This is a genomic window from Ruegeria sp. S263, assembly GCF_056780525.1.
In genome coordinates, this window is sequence record NZ_CM165558.1 from 1,532,035 (window position 1) to 1,546,906 (window position 14,872).

The 14,872-nt window shown below is 56.6% G+C and carries 16 protein-coding genes; 8 read left to right on the forward strand and 8 right to left on the reverse strand.

What is annotated here, in order from left to right; all coding sequences use genetic code 11:
- Window positions 1–18 precede the first annotated feature (18 nt).
- Window positions 19–387, forward strand: a complete 369-nt coding sequence (locus tag ACT2B1_RS07680; RefSeq protein ID WP_171122087.1) for a hypothetical protein — start codon at window positions 19–21, stop codon at window positions 385–387.
- A gap of 1 nt (window position 388) precedes the next feature.
- On the opposite strand, the gene ACT2B1_RS07685 is transcribed toward ACT2B1_RS07680, so the two are convergent.
- The 5 genes from ACT2B1_RS07685 to thrS form a co-directional block, all read right to left on the reverse strand.
- Window positions 389–907, reverse strand: a complete 519-nt coding sequence (locus ACT2B1_RS07685; RefSeq protein ID WP_171122088.1) for a DoxX family membrane protein — start codon at window positions 905–907, stop codon at window positions 389–391.
- Window positions 904–1,665, reverse strand: coding sequence for an HvfC/BufC N-terminal domain-containing protein (locus ACT2B1_RS07690; RefSeq protein ID WP_171122089.1), 762 nt, complete (start codon window positions 1,663–1,665; stop codon window positions 904–906). Before ACT2B1_RS07690 ends, ACT2B1_RS07685 begins: the two co-directional genes overlap by 4 nt.
- Entirely contained in the window at window positions 1,662–2,519 is an 858-nt protein-coding gene (bufB, locus tag ACT2B1_RS07695) for an MNIO family bufferin maturase (RefSeq protein ID WP_481668892.1), read from the reverse strand. Before bufB ends, ACT2B1_RS07690 begins: the two co-directional genes overlap by 4 nt.
- Window positions 2,520–2,589: 70 nt before the next feature.
- Complete coding sequence (locus ACT2B1_RS07700) at window positions 2,590–2,892, reverse strand: BufA1 family periplasmic bufferin-type metallophore (protein WP_171122091.1); 303 nt, start codon at window positions 2,890–2,892, stop codon at window positions 2,590–2,592.
- Window positions 2,893–3,112: 220 nt separating this feature from the next.
- Window positions 3,113–5,071: a threonine--tRNA ligase gene (gene thrS, locus ACT2B1_RS07705; protein ID WP_481668893.1), complete on the reverse strand. Its 1,959-nt coding sequence runs from the start codon at window positions 5,069–5,071 to the stop codon at window positions 3,113–3,115.
- A gap of 253 nt (window positions 5,072–5,324) precedes the next feature.
- Between thrS and ACT2B1_RS07710 the strand changes: the two genes are divergently transcribed.
- From ACT2B1_RS07710 to ACT2B1_RS07725, 4 genes are all read left to right on the forward strand, one after another.
- Complete coding sequence (locus ACT2B1_RS07710; protein ID WP_171240545.1) at window positions 5,325–6,074, forward strand: alpha/beta hydrolase; 750 nt, start codon at window positions 5,325–5,327, stop codon at window positions 6,072–6,074.
- Entirely contained in the window at window positions 6,071–7,054 is a 984-nt protein-coding gene (locus ACT2B1_RS07715) for an alpha/beta hydrolase (RefSeq protein WP_481668894.1), read from the forward strand. The genes ACT2B1_RS07710 and ACT2B1_RS07715 overlap by 4 nt, the downstream gene beginning before the upstream one ends.
- Before the next feature lie 32 nt (window positions 7,055–7,086).
- Window positions 7,087–7,701 (forward strand): hypothetical protein, encoded by a 615-nt coding sequence (locus ACT2B1_RS07720; RefSeq protein WP_481669009.1) that lies wholly within the window; start codon window positions 7,087–7,089, stop codon window positions 7,699–7,701.
- Window positions 7,702–7,782: 81 nt separating this feature from the next.
- Window positions 7,783–8,499: an alpha/beta fold hydrolase gene (locus tag ACT2B1_RS07725; protein WP_171240547.1), complete on the forward strand. Its 717-nt coding sequence runs from the start codon at window positions 7,783–7,785 to the stop codon at window positions 8,497–8,499.
- Here ACT2B1_RS07725 and ACT2B1_RS07730 read toward each other — a convergent pair.
- Window positions 8,490–9,074, reverse strand: a complete 585-nt coding sequence (locus ACT2B1_RS07730) for a DUF6151 family protein (protein ID WP_171240548.1) — start codon at window positions 9,072–9,074, stop codon at window positions 8,490–8,492. The genes ACT2B1_RS07725 and ACT2B1_RS07730 overlap by 10 nt on opposite strands.
- A gap of 5 nt (window positions 9,075–9,079) precedes the next feature.
- On the reverse strand, window positions 9,080–10,351 hold the full coding sequence (phaZ, locus tag ACT2B1_RS07735) for a polyhydroxyalkanoate depolymerase (RefSeq protein ID WP_171122097.1): 1,272 nt from the start codon (window positions 10,349–10,351) through the stop codon (window positions 9,080–9,082).
- A 110-nt stretch (window positions 10,352–10,461) separates the two neighbouring features.
- Here phaZ and ACT2B1_RS07740 point away from each other — a divergent pair, with 110 nt between their 5' ends.
- The 3 genes from ACT2B1_RS07740 to phaR all read left to right on the forward strand — a co-directional run bounded on the left by ACT2B1_RS07740 (window position 10,462) and on the right by phaR (window position 13,535).
- Window positions 10,462–12,264 carry a PHA/PHB synthase family protein gene (locus tag ACT2B1_RS07740; protein ID WP_481668895.1) on the forward strand — a complete coding sequence of 601 codons (1,803 nt, stop codon included), beginning with the start codon at window positions 10,462–10,464 and terminating at the stop codon, window positions 12,262–12,264.
- 130 nt (window positions 12,265–12,394) lie between these two features.
- Window positions 12,395–12,841, forward strand: a complete 447-nt coding sequence (locus ACT2B1_RS07745) for a phasin family protein (RefSeq protein WP_171122099.1) — start codon at window positions 12,395–12,397, stop codon at window positions 12,839–12,841.
- Between the two features lie 139 nt (window positions 12,842–12,980).
- Complete coding sequence (gene phaR, locus ACT2B1_RS07750; protein WP_171122100.1) at window positions 12,981–13,535, forward strand: polyhydroxyalkanoate synthesis repressor PhaR; 555 nt, start codon at window positions 12,981–12,983, stop codon at window positions 13,533–13,535.
- A gap of 62 nt (window positions 13,536–13,597) precedes the next feature.
- Here phaR and ACT2B1_RS07755 read toward each other — a convergent pair whose 3' ends face one another.
- The gene (locus tag ACT2B1_RS07755) at window positions 13,598–14,812 is read right to left on the reverse strand and encodes a DegT/DnrJ/EryC1/StrS family aminotransferase (RefSeq protein WP_171122101.1); all 1,215 of its coding nucleotides are present in this window, start codon (window positions 14,810–14,812) and stop codon (window positions 13,598–13,600) included.
- Window positions 14,813–14,872 lie beyond the last annotated feature (60 nt).

A 14,872-nucleotide genomic window follows, 5' to 3' on the forward strand; every position in this document is an offset into this window, starting at 1 on the left:
CAAGAATGAGGACAAGAAATGCGTAACGCAGCGATGATTTTGGGTGTGATTGCCGGACTGATCGGTATGATTGTCGGCTTTTTTGGCTACGGCTATGTAGAGCTGATTGACCGGTTCGGCGAAGTCGAAGGGTTGGCCGAGCAAGTGGACAACGCCCAGCTTATTCAAACCATGTCCATCATTGCGCCCCTGCTGGCAATCGCGGGTGGGGCCATGGCTCATGCGCGGGCATTGTTCGGTGGGGTCTTACTGCTGATTTCCGCGGCTGGGATGTATTACGCGTTTGGGTTCAATGCGTTTACAATGTTCCCTGTGGCATTTGCTGCGGTGGCGGGCCTCCTTGGGCTGGCCGCGGGTAAACCGGACGAGCCCAAGGCGCATTTCTAGGTCACTTCAGGCGCAGCAGACGATCAAGCGAGATCGGACCTGCGCCGTTGATGACGATCACCAGGAACAGGAACGTCCACATGACGCGCTGATCCATCAGTGTGATAGCATTGTCGAAAAGGCCGCCCAGTTTCACACCGTGGCCGGTTACATCGACAATCGTTTGCACCCACACAAACCCGATCATGGCCAGCGCCGCGACCCGAGTCAGCAGTCCAACCAGCAACAAGACCGGCAGAACAAACTCGGCAACCGTACCCAGAAAGATCACTATGCGTTGAAAGAAGGTCATCTGGGTGACGTCGTACAAAACAGCCTCAGCCGCCTTGGGGAATATCTGACCGAACGCACCGGCAGAGGCCGAGAAAATAGATCCATCTATTTTCAGCGTCGCAGAGTTCCAATAGTAAACAAACAAAACAGCAACAAAAACCAACCGTGCAAGCGTCGGGGTCAGCCAGTTGGCTGAGCTGTCCAGCCGTCCCAGAACGTTGTTGTGAAGAGAGATCAGGGCAGTCATTGTGCCAGCCTTTCGATAGTCACAGAAGTAATGGCGCCACCTTGCAGCAGTAGCGCCAGAGTGTTCCCGAGATCAAACTCGGGGGTCATCGCAGATGTGTTTTCAAACGCCTGACCAATGGTCAAACCGGTCATCATATCTGCGATCCAATCCGCGCCGCCTGCGGGCAGCAAGTGCGGAGCGGGATCGTATTCGGGTCGGGTGACCAATACATCTTCGCCGATGGCCTGAGGCTTTGGTGCATCGTCTTGCGTGTTAAAGCGCCAGATCGAGAATATCGGCCATTCGGACCGGATAATTTGCATCGACGGAGCGAATTCCAGTTTCGCCTGCATGACTTCTTCGGGAGAAACGGTCAGAGCCTCGGCGTCGACTGCCGTGCTGTCAGCGGCGTGGTAAGAGCGGCGCAGCGCCAATTCCAAACGGGCAACATCCGCGAGGTATCCAAGATGCGCCAACTGCTCCATCCCGGTCAGAAACTGGGGAAACTCCTCGCCATAGAACATCATCAGCGGGGTCGTCGGAGGGTGCTTGCGCAGAAATATCCCGGACAGCCCATCCATGTTCTGTGTACCGAGCAGCTTGGTGATCACCGGGAAGGCCTGATGCATCGCTTCGGTCAACGAAACGGCCACGTTATTGCGATAAACGCTGAAACGACGACCAGCAGGTTGATCGGATGAATCCACCAACCCGTCGGGAACCGCTTGGGAGGGATCCAGCAATGCAGTATGGAATGCGGTCTGAGATACACTCATGCCGGAATGCGGTCCAACGCCGTCTGCGCCCGTTCAGCCTCGGCCCTCAAGACAGGCCAGTCTGGTACGTCTGTGTCCCATTCAATCAAAACCGGCTTTGGGCCTGATTTTTCAAGCACAAAGTCCAACAGCGCCCAAACAGGGTCAACGACTTCGCGCCCGTGGCTGTCGATCAGCAAAGGGTGGCCGTGGTCATCTTCGTCTTCGTCATGGCCGCCCAAATGAATCTCTCCGACCTTGTCCAGCGGATAGGCATCTATGTAGCCCTGTGGAGAGAAATCCAGATTGGTGGCCGAGACAAATACGTTGTTCATGTCCAGCAACAAACCGCATCCGGTGCGCCGGGTGATCTCGGCCAAAAACTCGGGCTCGGACCAGGTGCCTTCCTCGAAGGCGAGGTAGCTGGAAGGGTTTTCAAGCAGCATCTGACGGCCAACAACGTCTTGCACCTGATCAATATGCTCGCAAATCCGGGCAAGGGTTGCGTCGGTATAGGGCAAGGGCAGCAAGTCGTTCAGGAAATGGCTGTCATGGGTCGACCAAGCCAGATGTTCCGAGAAACTTGCGGGGTTGAGCCAGCCGACAAGGTGCTTCAGGCGGGACAGATGATCGGAATCCAGCGGAGCCTCTCCTCCGATGGATAGGCCAACGCCGTGAACTGAAATGGGGAATTGTTCTGAAAGGTGACGAAGCTGCGCAAGCGGCCTGCCGCCGTCTCCCATATAGTTCTCGGCATGAATCTCAAGCCAGGCAACCGGGTTCGCGTGCTCGAGGATCTCGGCAAAGTGCTGGGGCTTGTAGCCGACGCCCGGTGCCGAAGGCAGTCTGTTCGATCGGATTGCATTGTCCAGCATGAGAATATTCCCCGGTCACGAGAAAGAGGCGGGCGTTATGGCCCGCCCCCAAATTCTTCAAGGCTTAGGCTTATGCCGGCAGGTCGCGTTCCAGCGGCTCCAGCGAGCCTTTGCGGTCCGAACCGTCTGCCGATTTTGGCAGTTCGATATCGGCGCAGGTGCCCGCATCGACAAGGGTCCAGGCGTTGCCCTGATAATCTACGGTCGATGTACCGGCGCAGGTGGTGCCGGGGCCCGCGGCGCAATCGTTTTCACCTGCGAGCGATACGCCATAGCACTTTTCCTTGGCTTGCGCGGTCGCGGTGGTGGCCATGCCAGATACTGCTGCTGCAACGGCACTTGCGATAACGAGGGATTTAGCGGTGTTCGACATCTCGGAAATCCTTTTGATGACTGCGTATGTCTGTGTTTGACAATGACAAAGGTAGTGGCTTTGAGGACTCAGTTAAATTCACGAGCCCGTGTCTCACAACCCCGTCAGGCAAGGTCATGCCCTCTTGAAGGGTAACACATTGTTTTTGAATTCGAAAATGGAAAATATTTCAATCCGGCCCCGTCTTGGGGCCGGATCGCAGTCAAATTGATGCTGAATGTTACAGCCGATCGGGCGGAGTTGCCGCCTTTGACAGCTCAATTGTTACAGTCTCGAGGGATTGAACCTGAGTTTGTTTTTCACCCAGACGGCGCACGCTGACGGTACGGTCTTCGACTTCGCGGTGACCGACGGCCAAAATCACCGGCACTTTACCGACAGAATGCTCGCGGACTTTGTAGTTGATCTTTTCATTGCGAATGTCCGCTTCGGCCCGCACGCCTGCCGCTTTGAGCGTTTCCACCACTTCGGAGACATAGTCATCGGCCTCGGAGGTGATCGAGGCGACGACAACCTGACGCGGGGCCAGCCAGAAAGGCAGTTTGCCAGCGTGTTCCTCGATCAGGATGCCGATGAAACGCTCGAACGAACCCAGCGTCGCCCGGTGTAGCATGAAGGGGCGGTGTTTCGCGCCATCTGCGCCAATAAAGCTGGCGTCCAGACGCTCGGGCAGATTGGGGTCAACCTGCAGAGTTCCGCACTGCCATGTCCGGCCAATTGCATCGGTCAGAGTGAATTCCAGCTTAGGTCCGTAGAACGCCCCTTCGCCTTCGAGAACCTCATAGTCGTACCCGGCGGCCTTACAGGCATCCCCAAGGGCCTTTTCAACCAGATCCCAGCTTTCATCGGACCCGATCCGCTTTTCGGGGCGGGTGGACAGTTTGATCGTCCAGTCGTGGAAGCCTAGATCGGCATAGACCTTGGACAGGAACGCGATGAACTTGGCGGTTTCGGATTCAATCTGATCCTCGGCGCAGAAGATATGGCCATCGTCCTGCGTGAACCCCCGCACCCGCATGATACCGTGCAGCGCCCCCGAGGGTTCGTAACGCGCGCAAGATCCGAACTCGGCCATACGCAGAGGCAGGTCGCGATAGGACTTCAGGCCCTGATTGAACACCTGCACGTGGCAGGGGCAGTTCATCGGCTTCAGCGCGTTGATTGCCTTTTCGCGGGCATGCTCTTCGTCCACTTCGACGATGAACATGTTTTCCTGATATTTGTCCCAGTGACCCGAGGCCTCCCACAATTTGCGGTCGACAACTTGCGGGGTGTTGACCTCGACATAGCCCTCACGCTCCTGCATTCGGCGCATGTAGTCCTGAAGGGTGGTGTAGATTTTCCAACCGTTCGGATGCCAGAAGATCTGACCGGGGGCCTCCTCCTGCATGTGGAACAGGTTCATCTCGCGGCCCAGCTTGCGGTGGTCGCGCTTGGCAGCCTCTTCCAGCATATGCAGGTGGGCTTTCAGCTTTTCCTTGCCGGTGAAAGCCACGCCATAGATCCGCTGCAACATCGCGCGGTCGCTGTCACCACGCCAATAGGCGCCCGCGATGGACATCAGCTTGAACGCATCGCCGGGCAGTTGGCCGGTGTGCTGCAGGTGCGGACCGCGGCACAGGTCTTGCCAGTGGCCGTGCCAGTACATCCGCAGCGGTTCATCGCCCGGAATGGCTTCGATCAGCTCGACCTTATAGGGCTCGTTATTGGCTTTGTAGAATTCGATCGCGCGGTCGCGGTCCCAGACCTCGGTGGTGACGGGGTCGCGCTTGTTGATGATCTCTTTCATCTTTTTCTCGATGAGGCCGAGATCTTCGGGCGTGAAGGGTTCCTCGCGGTCAAAGTCATAGTACCAGCCATTGTCGATCACGGGGCCGATGGTGACTTTGGTGGCGGGCCAGATTTCCTGCACGGCGCGGGCCATGACATGCGCCAGATCGTGGCGGATCAGTTCATTGGCCTGATCTTCATCCTTCATGGTATGGATGGCGATTTGGGCATCTGCTTCGATGGGCCATTGCAGATCCCAATGCTTGCCGTCGACCGTGGCCGAGATCGCTTTTTTGGCCAGCGAGGTCGAGATATCGGCAGCCACCTGCGCGGGCGTTACGCCTGCGTCATAGGAACGTGCATTGCCATCGGGAAAAGTGAGAGAGACGGATTTTGAATCCAGGGCCATGGTTGGCTCTCCTCGTCGGTTTGGCGCCCACTGAACGCCCGGTTGCGGGTTATTTGCGTTTGGCTGCTTTGGCAGGTGGGGGGGCGTGTGTCAAGGGCGGGAGCGAGGGGCGCTGCCCCGCCGCCATTGGCGTTTGAACCAATGGCGCACCAATGGCGGCACCCCGGGATATTTTTAGCCAGATGAAGGGCGGATCGGGGAATTGCGGTTGGGGTTGGGACGTGCATGATGTGGGCAAAGCAAAGAGGGTTTTATGGCTGTGGCTGAATTTCTGGACACCGCGCAGGGGCGGCGGTTGGCGTATCACAAAAGCGAGGGGGCGGGGCCGACGGTGGTTTTTCTGGGCGGTCTCAAGTCTGACATGGAAGGCACCAAGGCGGTGCATCTTGAGGCCTGGGCGAAGGAGCGCGGGCAGGCGTTTTTGCGGTTCGACTATTCCGGGCACGGTGAAAGCGGGGGCGCTTTCGAAGAGGGGTGCATCGGGGATTGGCATGAGGATACAGCGGCTGCGGTTGCCGAGTTAACTGAGGGGCCTTTGATTGTCGTTGGGTCTTCGATGGGCGGATGGCAGGCCTTGTTGCTGGCCAAGATGATGCCGGATCGGATTGCAGGCTTGGTCACGATCGCGGCCGCGCCGGATTTTACCGAGGATGGATACTGGGCCTCGTTCACGGATGCTCAGAAACAGGCGCTGGAGGAGGTGGGGCGTGTTGAGCTGCCGTCGGACTATATGGAGCCCTACATCATTACGAAACGGATGATCGAAGATGGCCGTGCCCGACTTGTCCTGCGTAGCCCGTTGGAGCTGCCATTTCCGGTGCGCTTTTTGCAGGGCACCGAGGATACTGCGGTTTCAACGGCAACTGCGGTCAGACTGCTAGAACATGCGTCTGGACCCGACATGAGGTTGCTGCTTGTCAAAGATGCGGATCACCGGTTTTCGGACGGGCCGTGTCTTGGGCTGATCGAGCAGGCCGTCATAGATGTGATGAATGCGTCATGATGCGGCTAATAGGTCGTCTGTGTTTGGCTCTTATCGCTATTGGGGGCCTAATTTACTGGTTTGGCCCACGCGAAGACGTAGACCTTCATCCTCAGTTTGATCCTCGGAAATTTGGCGAGGGCGTCCAAGTCTATTTCGAAAGCGTCGAGTCGGCGTTTGACGATATCGTCCCTGGTGTTGAGAAACGCGTGATCTGGCAGGACGGTTTCAAAGAGCGCAGAACTCCGGTTTCTGTTCTCTATCTGCACGGATTCTCCGCGTCATCCGAGGAAATTCGCCCGGTGCCCGATATGGTCGCTGACGCGCTGGGGGCAAATCTGGTCTATACGCGGCTGCAGGGGCACGGGCGTAGCAGCGAGGCAATGGCGGATGGAACGGCCTCGGGCTGGATGCAGGATCTGGCCGAGGGGCTGGCTGCGGCGCGTGCGGTGGGCGATCAGGTGGTCGTGATTTCGACATCGACAGGCGGGACACTGGCAGCAGCCGCTGCCGTTGACGAAGACCTGAACCGGGATCTGGCGGGTATTGTCTTTGTCTCGCCCAATTTCGGAGTGAACACGGCTGGTGCCTGGATACCCGGATTACCTTGGGCGCGGGATTGGCTGCCTGTTCTGATGGGAGAGACACGGGACGTCTCTGGCCCGGACCCAGAGAAGAACCTGTATTGGTCAACAACCTATCCTTGGGAAGCGGTCGTGCCAATGACGGTGTTGGTGGATGTGGTGAATAGGCTTGATTTCTCTGGCGCAAAGGTCCCGGCGTTGTTTTGGTATTCAGATGATGATCAGGTTGTACGGCCAGATATCACGCACGAGGTTGCGGCGGCGTGGGGCGCGCCGTCGACAACAGAATTGGTGACAATGGGCCCCGGAGATGACCCCGCCTCGCATGTTGTCGCCGGGAGGCTGATGTCACCAGGGCAAACGGATGCGACTGTAGCTGGTATCTTGAACTGGCTAGAAACATTGGGGATCAGGTAACGCAGGGGGGGGTGATGCGTAAACCAGCCAGCATGTGGAGCCTTGAAACCCTTGGCAGGGTGCGTCTGTCTCGTCATTTTTTTATGCGCGATTTTCTGTATTCCGAGATTGGCAACTTTCACGAAATACAGAACATTCCCGACAATCCCGATTTGGCGATCCAGACGGGTCGTGCCCTGTGCTCAACCCTTCTGGATCCGCTGGAGGAAACCTTTGGCCGGGTCGGGGTGCGGTCTGGTTATCGCTCACCTTCCTTGAACCGGTTCGGAAATGAAAACCGTCTGAACTGTGCCCGAAATGACAATCCTCTGGAATGCCATATCTGGGATCGTGGGGAAGGGGATGAGAGGATCGCCGGGGCCTCGGTCGTGATTCCATGGTTTGCGGATCAATACGAAACCGGACGCGACTGGCGCGATCTTGCGTGGTGGATGCATGACCATCTGGATTACTCCGAAATCTGGTTTTTCCCCAAGCTGTGCGCGTTCAATCTGGTCTGGAGGCCGATACCCCTTCGCCGGATCGACAGCTATATCGTGCCGCGCGGCACCTTGTTGCGCGCAGGTGCCAAGCCGACTGAAAAGCTAAGCACCCGGAAGGCGCGTTATGCGGATTTTCCGAAGTTCCGGGGAATAGACTATCCCTGAGTTTTTTCTTGCCGACATTAGAAAAACCTCACATCCTGCGGAAAAGTAACGCCAAGGTGGTCGAATTTAAGGAGGCCCTGCGTGATCGAACCGTTGGTTTTTCTGCCCGGGTTCATGTGCGACGCGCGGTTGTTCGGAGCTCAGATACTCTACCTGTCTTACCAGCGCGCGGTGACGGTTGCCCCGGTGACGACGGGTGACCGCGTCGAAGAGATCGCCTCTGGCTTGCTGGACCAACTACCGCATCGTTTTGCCCTGGGTGGGTTCAGCATGGGCGGCGTTGTCGCGTTGGAGATCGTTCGGCGTGCACCTCAGCGCGTGTCCCGCTTGTGCCTGATGTCGACAGACGCGCAGGCCGATACACCTCAGATCGCTGCGGACCGGGAAGAGCTTATCGTAGGCGCAAGGTCGGGGCGGCTTGAGGATGTCATGAACAGGTTGATTGGTTCCGAGACTTTGGCACCGGGTCTGGGGCGCGTTCCCGTCTTGAAAGAAGTCATGGCGATGGCAAGGGAAATGGGGGCGGACGTCTTCGAACGCCAGATGCGCGCCCTGCAACGGCGTCCTGATCAGCAAGGCGCGCTGAGGCATATCAATGTACCAACTCTGGTTTTATGCGGGGCGCACGATCAGCTTACGCCCGTGCGTCGGCATGCGTTCATGGCGGAAATGATCCCAAATGCCGAGTTGAAAGTCATTGACGAAGCTGGGCATCTGCCCCCGCTCGAGGCACCTGCAGCCGTGAACACGGCACTTGAATCCTGGCTGAACACCCCGGTTCGGCTGCCCTATTTGTAAAACGCTGCCCGTTCAGATTGGCTAAGGATTACAGGCGTTGCCACGGGCTGTCTGGTATTGGGGTCGAAGAAGACGGAGTTCTTCCAACTTCCGGAAATCCGCGACTTGAGCACGCGCGAAATCAATCCTTTGACAGCTGGCCCCAGCTTTTCATGGGATTGTTTGCCGTCGGGTTGCGGAACAAACCCTCGGGTCGTGATGGGACCCAAACCGCTTGGGTCTGCAATTCGTTTCACGATGAACCCCGCAAAGGGGAATTTCGGCGTTCGGGTCGTCACTGCAAGTGGCGCGTTACAGCAACTTGCGTACCAGCGCAGCATACCCTTGGGGCTGAGTTGCATCAGCGCCAAGTGTTCGGCCCCGCCGTCGATCCTGATTTCTTCTGGCAGCATCTGCAGCACCTCGACAGGGCCGGGGGCAGGGTCGGGTTGTCCGAAATACAGCTGAGCGGCGCGGCAGTCATGGCAGAAACACACAGTATGCGTTGCAGATTTCGCCCCCGCAGCGGTGATCGCGCCGCGAAGCGCGCCACAATTGCAGGAAAAAGCGAAATCTTTCGCCGTGGAATTTGGCATGGTGATCAGGCGACTTTGTTCTTGTTCGCCGCCCGACGGCGCGGTTTACGCGTGTTGGCGTTCATGAAGTCGATGACCAGCGGGCGGATGTTGTCGCGCCAACTGCGGCCAGCAAAGATACCGTAATGTCCCGCGCCGGGTTCAACATGGCTTGCCTTTTTCGAATCTGGCAGCCCGGTGCACAGGTCAAGCGCCGCGATACATTGACCGGGGGCAGAGATATCGTCATTTGCCCCCTCGACTGTTTTCACGGCGACGTCGGTGATTTTCCCGATATCAACCTTGTGGCCTGCAACGACAAACTCGTTCCGCGCAATTTCGCGGTTTTTAAAGACACGTTCGACCGTCGACAGATAGAATTCCGCGGTCATGTCCATCACCGCCAGATACTCGTCATAGAACCGGTTATGTGCGTCATGATCCGACGCCTCACCGCGCATGACGCGCTGAATCTGGTCCGAAAACGCCTTGGAATGGCGATCCGCGTTCATGGACATGAATGACGCCAGTTGCAGCAGGCCGGGATAAACCATGCGACCAACGCCTTTGTACTTGAAGCCGACGCGTTGAATCATGGTCTCTTCCAGCTGGCCCATTGTCACGCGGCGGCCAAAATCGGTTACGTCAGTGGGTGTTGCGTCCGGGTCAACAGGTCCGCCGATCAGCGTCAGCGTGCTGGGCTGCGCTTTGGGCTCTACCTCGGCCAGATACGCGGTTGCGGCCAATGTCAGCGGGGCGGGTTGGCAAACTGCAACAACATGCGTCTCTGGTCCCAGTTCTTTCATGAAATCGACAAGATAGAGGGTATAGTCCTCTACATCGAACTTTCCTTCGGACACGGGGATATCGCGCGCATTATGCCAGTCGGTGACGTAGACTTCGCAATTGACCAACAGGCTTTTGACTGTCGAGCGCAGCAGCGTTGCATAGTGGCCGGACATGGGAGCGACCACCAGAACCTTGCGCGCTTGTTCTTCGCGCCCGTTCACGCGGACGTGGATCAGGTCGCCGAACGGACGCTCCAACACGGGGACGATATCGACAATATGGTCCCGGCCGTCCTCGCAGGTATAGGTGCGAATGCCCCAGTCGGGTTTGGCAATCATGCGCTGAAAGGTGCGTTCTGTCACCTCGCCCCAGGCCGCCATCATGCTGAACACTGGATTGGGAACCATCGAAAACAGTGGGTAAGAGGCCATCGCACTGGCGGTTGCACCCATCCACTGGTTGGTGTTGCGCATGGTTTCCATCAAGTCGTAGGTCATCATGTAGCGCATAAAATGGGTCTCCCGGGTATCAGTCTGAAAGTTCGGACCATTCGCCGCTTTGCCCATGGCATTTGCGACGTTATTCTGCATAGCAGCGAGGTTAGGGGGGAATTGTTAAAATGACAACAAGTCAAGACCAGAGTCCGGAGCTAACCGAGGAACACCTTGAACGGCTTAAAGAAAATATGAACAAAGTCGAAGAGCTTTCAAAGCGTCTGGTGGAAGTGATGGCCGGAAAAAAGGGCCACAACCCCGCGCTGGACGGTCCGAATCAAGAGCTTTTTGCACGAGCAGCAACAGCGTATTTTTCCGAGGCATGGCAAAATCCCGCCAAGCTGATGGAACATCAGATCGAATTCTGGGGAAAATCCGTTCTAAACTTTGCTGAAGCGCAGAAGGCCATGACGACGGGCGAAGTTGATGACAGCGATACCGCCCCTAAAGACAAGCGCTTCAGCAATCCTATGTGGGAAGTAAATCCCTATTTCCGCTTTATCCGCCAGCAGTATCAAACCAATGCCGAGGTCATCACACAGGCCGTCGCGTCGGTTGAAGATATGGACGACAAGGACAAAAAGCGCCTGCGGTACTTCTCGCAACAGATCATCGACATGATGTCTCCGACCAATTTTCTGGCAACCAATCCGGACGCTTTGGAGAAGGCGGTCGAAACCGAGGGGCAATCGCTGATCAAGGGGCTGGAAAACCTGGTTGCCGATCTTGAAGCCAATGATGGTGAAATGGTTGTCAGGCTGGCGGATGAGAGCGCCTTTGAAGTGGGTGGCAACATCGCCACAACGCCGGGTGAGGTTGTGTATCGCAACCGGCTAATGGAACTGATCCAATACAAGCCTGCAACCGAGACAGTTTGCGAAACGCCGCTTGTTCTGTTCCCGCCCTGGATCAACAAGTTCTACATTCTGGATCTCAAGGCGCAGAACAGTCTGATCAAATGGGTGACCGAGCAGGGATATACCTTGTTTGTCGTAAGCTGGGTGAATGCAAATGAATCCCACGCTGATATTGGTATGGGGGATTACGTCGAAGAAGGGTTCCTGACCGCGATCGAACAGGTCAAGTCGATCTGCAAGGTCAAGCAGGTGAACGCTGTAGGTTACTGTATCGCGGGAACCACGCTTAGCCTGACCCTGTCCCTTCTCAAGCAGCGGGGGGACAAGTCGATCAAGTCGGCCACGTTTTTTACCGCCCTCACGGATTTCGGCGATCAAGGAGAGTTCACGCCCTTCTTGCAAAACGACTTCGTGGACGGAATTGAAGATCAGATTTCCAAGGATGGAATTCTGAAAGCCTGGCTGGTTGGACGAACGATGTCGTTCCTGCGCTCGAATGATCTGATCTATGGTCCTGCGATCCGCAGCTATATGATGGGCGAGACACCACCCGCATTCGACCTGCTGTTCTGGAACGGAGATGGTGCGAATTTGCCCGGTCGCATGGCTGTGGAGTATCTGCGCGGCTTGTGCCAGAGCAACGACTTCGTCAACGACGGGTTCGAGTTGCTGGGGCATAAACTGCATGTCCGTGATGTCGACGTTCCGTTGATGGCCATCACCTGCGAAACGGACCACATTGCAGCATGGAAGGATTGCTATCGCGGCGTGCAGCAGATGGGATCGAAGTCAAAGACGTTCATTGTGTCAGAATCCGGCCATATCGCGGGGATCGTGAACCCGCCCAGCAAAAAGAAATATGGCCATTACACCAACACCAATTTGAAAGCGGATGCCGAGACTTGGATGAAAGAGGCCGAGTACCATCAGGGATCGTGGTGGCCCCGCTGGGAGGCCTGGCTAAAAAAGCGGTCAGGCAAACAGGTTCAGGCCCGTACACCGGGCGATTCGGATCATCCGCCACTGGCGCCCGCGCCCGGAACGTATGTTTTGGTTAATTCAACGAATTGATTTTGTGTGAGTTTTTATTTTTTGCTGCGACGCAGCAATAAATTTCTTGCAATGCTGCGGTGCAGCAACCATATTGTCCTCAAGCTGATGAAAACCGGGGTGGGCCCGGTTCGGCAAAAGGATTAGGACAATGGCAAAGACTCAAGACTTTACCGCGACCCTGAAAGACATGATGGGCGCGTTCCCTGTTGACACCACCGCTCTGGAAGGTGCCTTCAAGTCGACCGCAAGCCTGAACGAAAAGCTGTCGGGTGTTGCGCTGGACGCCGCTGAAAAGTCGGCTGAAATCTCGAACAAATGGACCAAAGACACTCTGGCCAAACTGACCGAGATGTCGAAAGCAAAAGCAGAACCTGCTGAATACGCAAAAGCTGCGACTGATTTCGCAAGCGCGTCGGCTGAAGTTGCTGCAGAAAACCTGGCGGCCTTCGCTGAAATCGCGAAAAAAGTTCAGACCGAAACTGTTGAGCTGCTGATGGCTGCCGGCAAAGAAGCTGCGGAAGACGCAACTGCTGCTGTCAAGAAAGCAACCAACGACGTGACAGCCGCTGCCAAGAAAGCAACTGCTGCCAAGTAATAAAATGAATGCCGCGAGGCGCACCCATTCCTCCCAACCGGTGCAATCGCGCAGGGCAGGTCGAAAGACCTGCCCTTTCTTTTTGTGCTGCAGTCGCATAACCTCTGCTGCAACGCATCATCCTTGGGGAGGGAATCCGGTGGCAGACCAGGAAAAACCGTTACTAATCAAACGATATGCCAGTCGTCGGCTGTATAACACCGAGACCAGCGATTACGTCACGCTTGAGGATATCGCGGCGTTTATTCGTGACGGGCGGGAAGTGCAGATTATCGACCTGAAAACCGGGGATGATCTGACACGGCAATATCTGCTTCAAATCATTGCTGAACATGAAAGCCGGGGCGAGAATGTGCTGCCTGTGAATGTGCTGAATGATCTTGTGCGCAGTTACATGTTGCCGGGCGGGGGTATGATGCCTCAGTTCCTGCAAAGCTCGTTCGAGATGCTGCGCGAAAGCCAAAGCAAAATGATGGAAAACATGAGCGCAATGAACCCCATGTCTCAGATGCCGGGGTTCGAGGCAATGCAGGCGCAGCAACAGGCATTTCTTAAAGCGATGACCGGTGGTTTGTCCGGCGGTTGGTCCGGTCCGGACAAGGAAGACGAGGGTAAGTCAGAGCCGAAAGAGGATTTGGACGATATCAAAAAGCAGCTTGCCGAATTGCAGCAGAAATTGTCCAAGCTGAACTGATCCAGCCTTTCAAAACGAATAAAGCCCGCCTTTTGGCGGGCTTTTTTGTGATGGGCTGTCGTTCAGGTGCCGAAGGCCATCGCTGGTGCGGTAACCTCGCCGACGGATGCCAGCAGAATATCGGCAATTACGTCCAATTCTTCGCGGGTCAGGCGCACAGGCAAGCGAACGTCGCAAGCCTTCATCAACATTGCGCGGGTTTGCGGCAATTCGACCTGCTCAGGCAGGAATTGCCAGTTCCAAAAGGCGCGGGCATTGTCTTCGCTCAGACCAAAAACTTGGACTTTGACCCCGCGCGCCTCTGATGCCGCCGCAAAAGCGCGGATGTCATCATCGCTGAGGTCGACCAAGTTGAACTGGATCGAGTCCGGGGCCCGGCGTTCGGGCGACAGCGGGGCGGGCACGTCGATATTCGGCGACGTGTTCAGGCGATCCGCGACATAGTCGTGGTTGGACAGACCGTCGCGCACGCGACGCGCCAGTTCAGGGATCTGTGGTCGGATCACGGCGGCGCTGAGGTTGCTCATCCGCAGATTATAAAGCGGTAGCTTGTTCTGCCAGCGCGCAAAGGCTTGCTCCAACTCCGGCGAGTTGTCTCCGTGCGGGCCTTTATGCTTTTTCCAGTTATGCTCATAAGCGCCCGACATGATGACGGCGCGCGCCACCAAATCCGCGTCATCGGTGATCAGAATGCCGCCTTCGCCCGCGTTGATCATCTTGTAGGACTGGAACGAGAAACAGCCGACCTTACCGATCGTGCCAATATTGCGCCCGTGCCACGTGGTGCCCAGCGAATGGGCTGCATCCTCGATTACCGGAATGTCGCGAGCGTCACACAGCGCCATGATCGCGTCCATGTCGGACGTGTGTCCGCGCATATGGCTGATGATCACGGCCTGAACATCGTCCAGTTTGGTGGCAAAGTCTGCCATATCTATGCGGTAATTGTCGGCAACTTCGCACAGTACCGGAATGCAATCTGCGTGAACGACCGAGGACGGAACAGCCGCAAAGGTAAAGCCGGGGATCAGGACACGTGCGTCGCGCGGCAGGCCCAAGGCTTTGAGCGACAGGAACAGCGCAGCCGAGCAGGACGAAACCGCCAGCGCGTATTTGGTACCTAGCAACTCGGCGAATTCAGCCTCAAGCAAAGCAACCGGCGCGTCTTGCGGCGCGGTATAGCGGAACAGGTCGCCCGACTGCATCAAGGCGTCGATGGCTTCGCGGGCGGCAACGGGGATGGGTTCGGCGTCATGAACGTTTGGAGGAAGCGTCATATTTGGTTTTCCCGAATTCTATCTTTGGGAAAGATAAAGCTAATCCTCGGTCAATCCAAG

Coding starts and splice junctions, on each gene's coding strand:
- ACT2B1_RS07680 (WP_171122087.1), top strand. CDS start 19: ATGCGTAACGCAGCGATGATTTTGGGTGTGATTGCCGGACTGATCGGT.
- ACT2B1_RS07685 (WP_171122088.1), bottom strand. CDS start 907: ATGACTGCCCTGATCTCTCTTCACAACAACGTTCTGGGACGGCTGGAC.
- ACT2B1_RS07690 (WP_171122089.1), bottom strand. CDS start 1,665: ATGAGTGTATCTCAGACCGCATTCCATACTGCATTGCTGGATCCCTCC.
- bufB (WP_481668892.1), bottom strand. CDS start 2,519: ATGCTGGACAATGCAATCCGATCGAACAGACTGCCTTCGGCACCGGGC.
- ACT2B1_RS07700 (WP_171122091.1), bottom strand. CDS start 2,892: ATGTCGAACACCGCTAAATCCCTCGTTATCGCAAGTGCCGTTGCAGCA.
- thrS (WP_481668893.1), bottom strand. CDS start 5,071: ATGGCCCTGGATTCAAAATCCGTCTCTCTCACTTTTCCCGATGGCAAT.
- ACT2B1_RS07710 (WP_171240545.1), top strand. CDS start 5,325: ATGGCTGTGGCTGAATTTCTGGACACCGCGCAGGGGCGGCGGTTGGCG.
- ACT2B1_RS07715 (WP_481668894.1), top strand. CDS start 6,071: ATGATGCGGCTAATAGGTCGTCTGTGTTTGGCTCTTATCGCTATTGGG.
- ACT2B1_RS07720 (WP_481669009.1), top strand. CDS start 7,087: ATGTGGAGCCTTGAAACCCTTGGCAGGGTGCGTCTGTCTCGTCATTTT.
- ACT2B1_RS07730 (WP_171240548.1), bottom strand. CDS start 9,074: ATGCCAAATTCCACGGCGAAAGATTTCGCTTTTTCCTGCAATTGTGGC.
- phaZ (WP_171122097.1), bottom strand. CDS start 10,351: ATGCGCTACATGATGACCTACGACTTGATGGAAACCATGCGCAACACC.
- ACT2B1_RS07740 (WP_481668895.1), top strand. CDS start 10,462: ATGACAACAAGTCAAGACCAGAGTCCGGAGCTAACCGAGGAACACCTT.
- ACT2B1_RS07745 (WP_171122099.1), top strand. CDS start 12,395: ATGGCAAAGACTCAAGACTTTACCGCGACCCTGAAAGACATGATGGGC.
- ACT2B1_RS07755 (WP_171122101.1), bottom strand. CDS start 14,812: ATGACGCTTCCTCCAAACGTTCATGACGCCGAACCCATCCCCGTTGCC.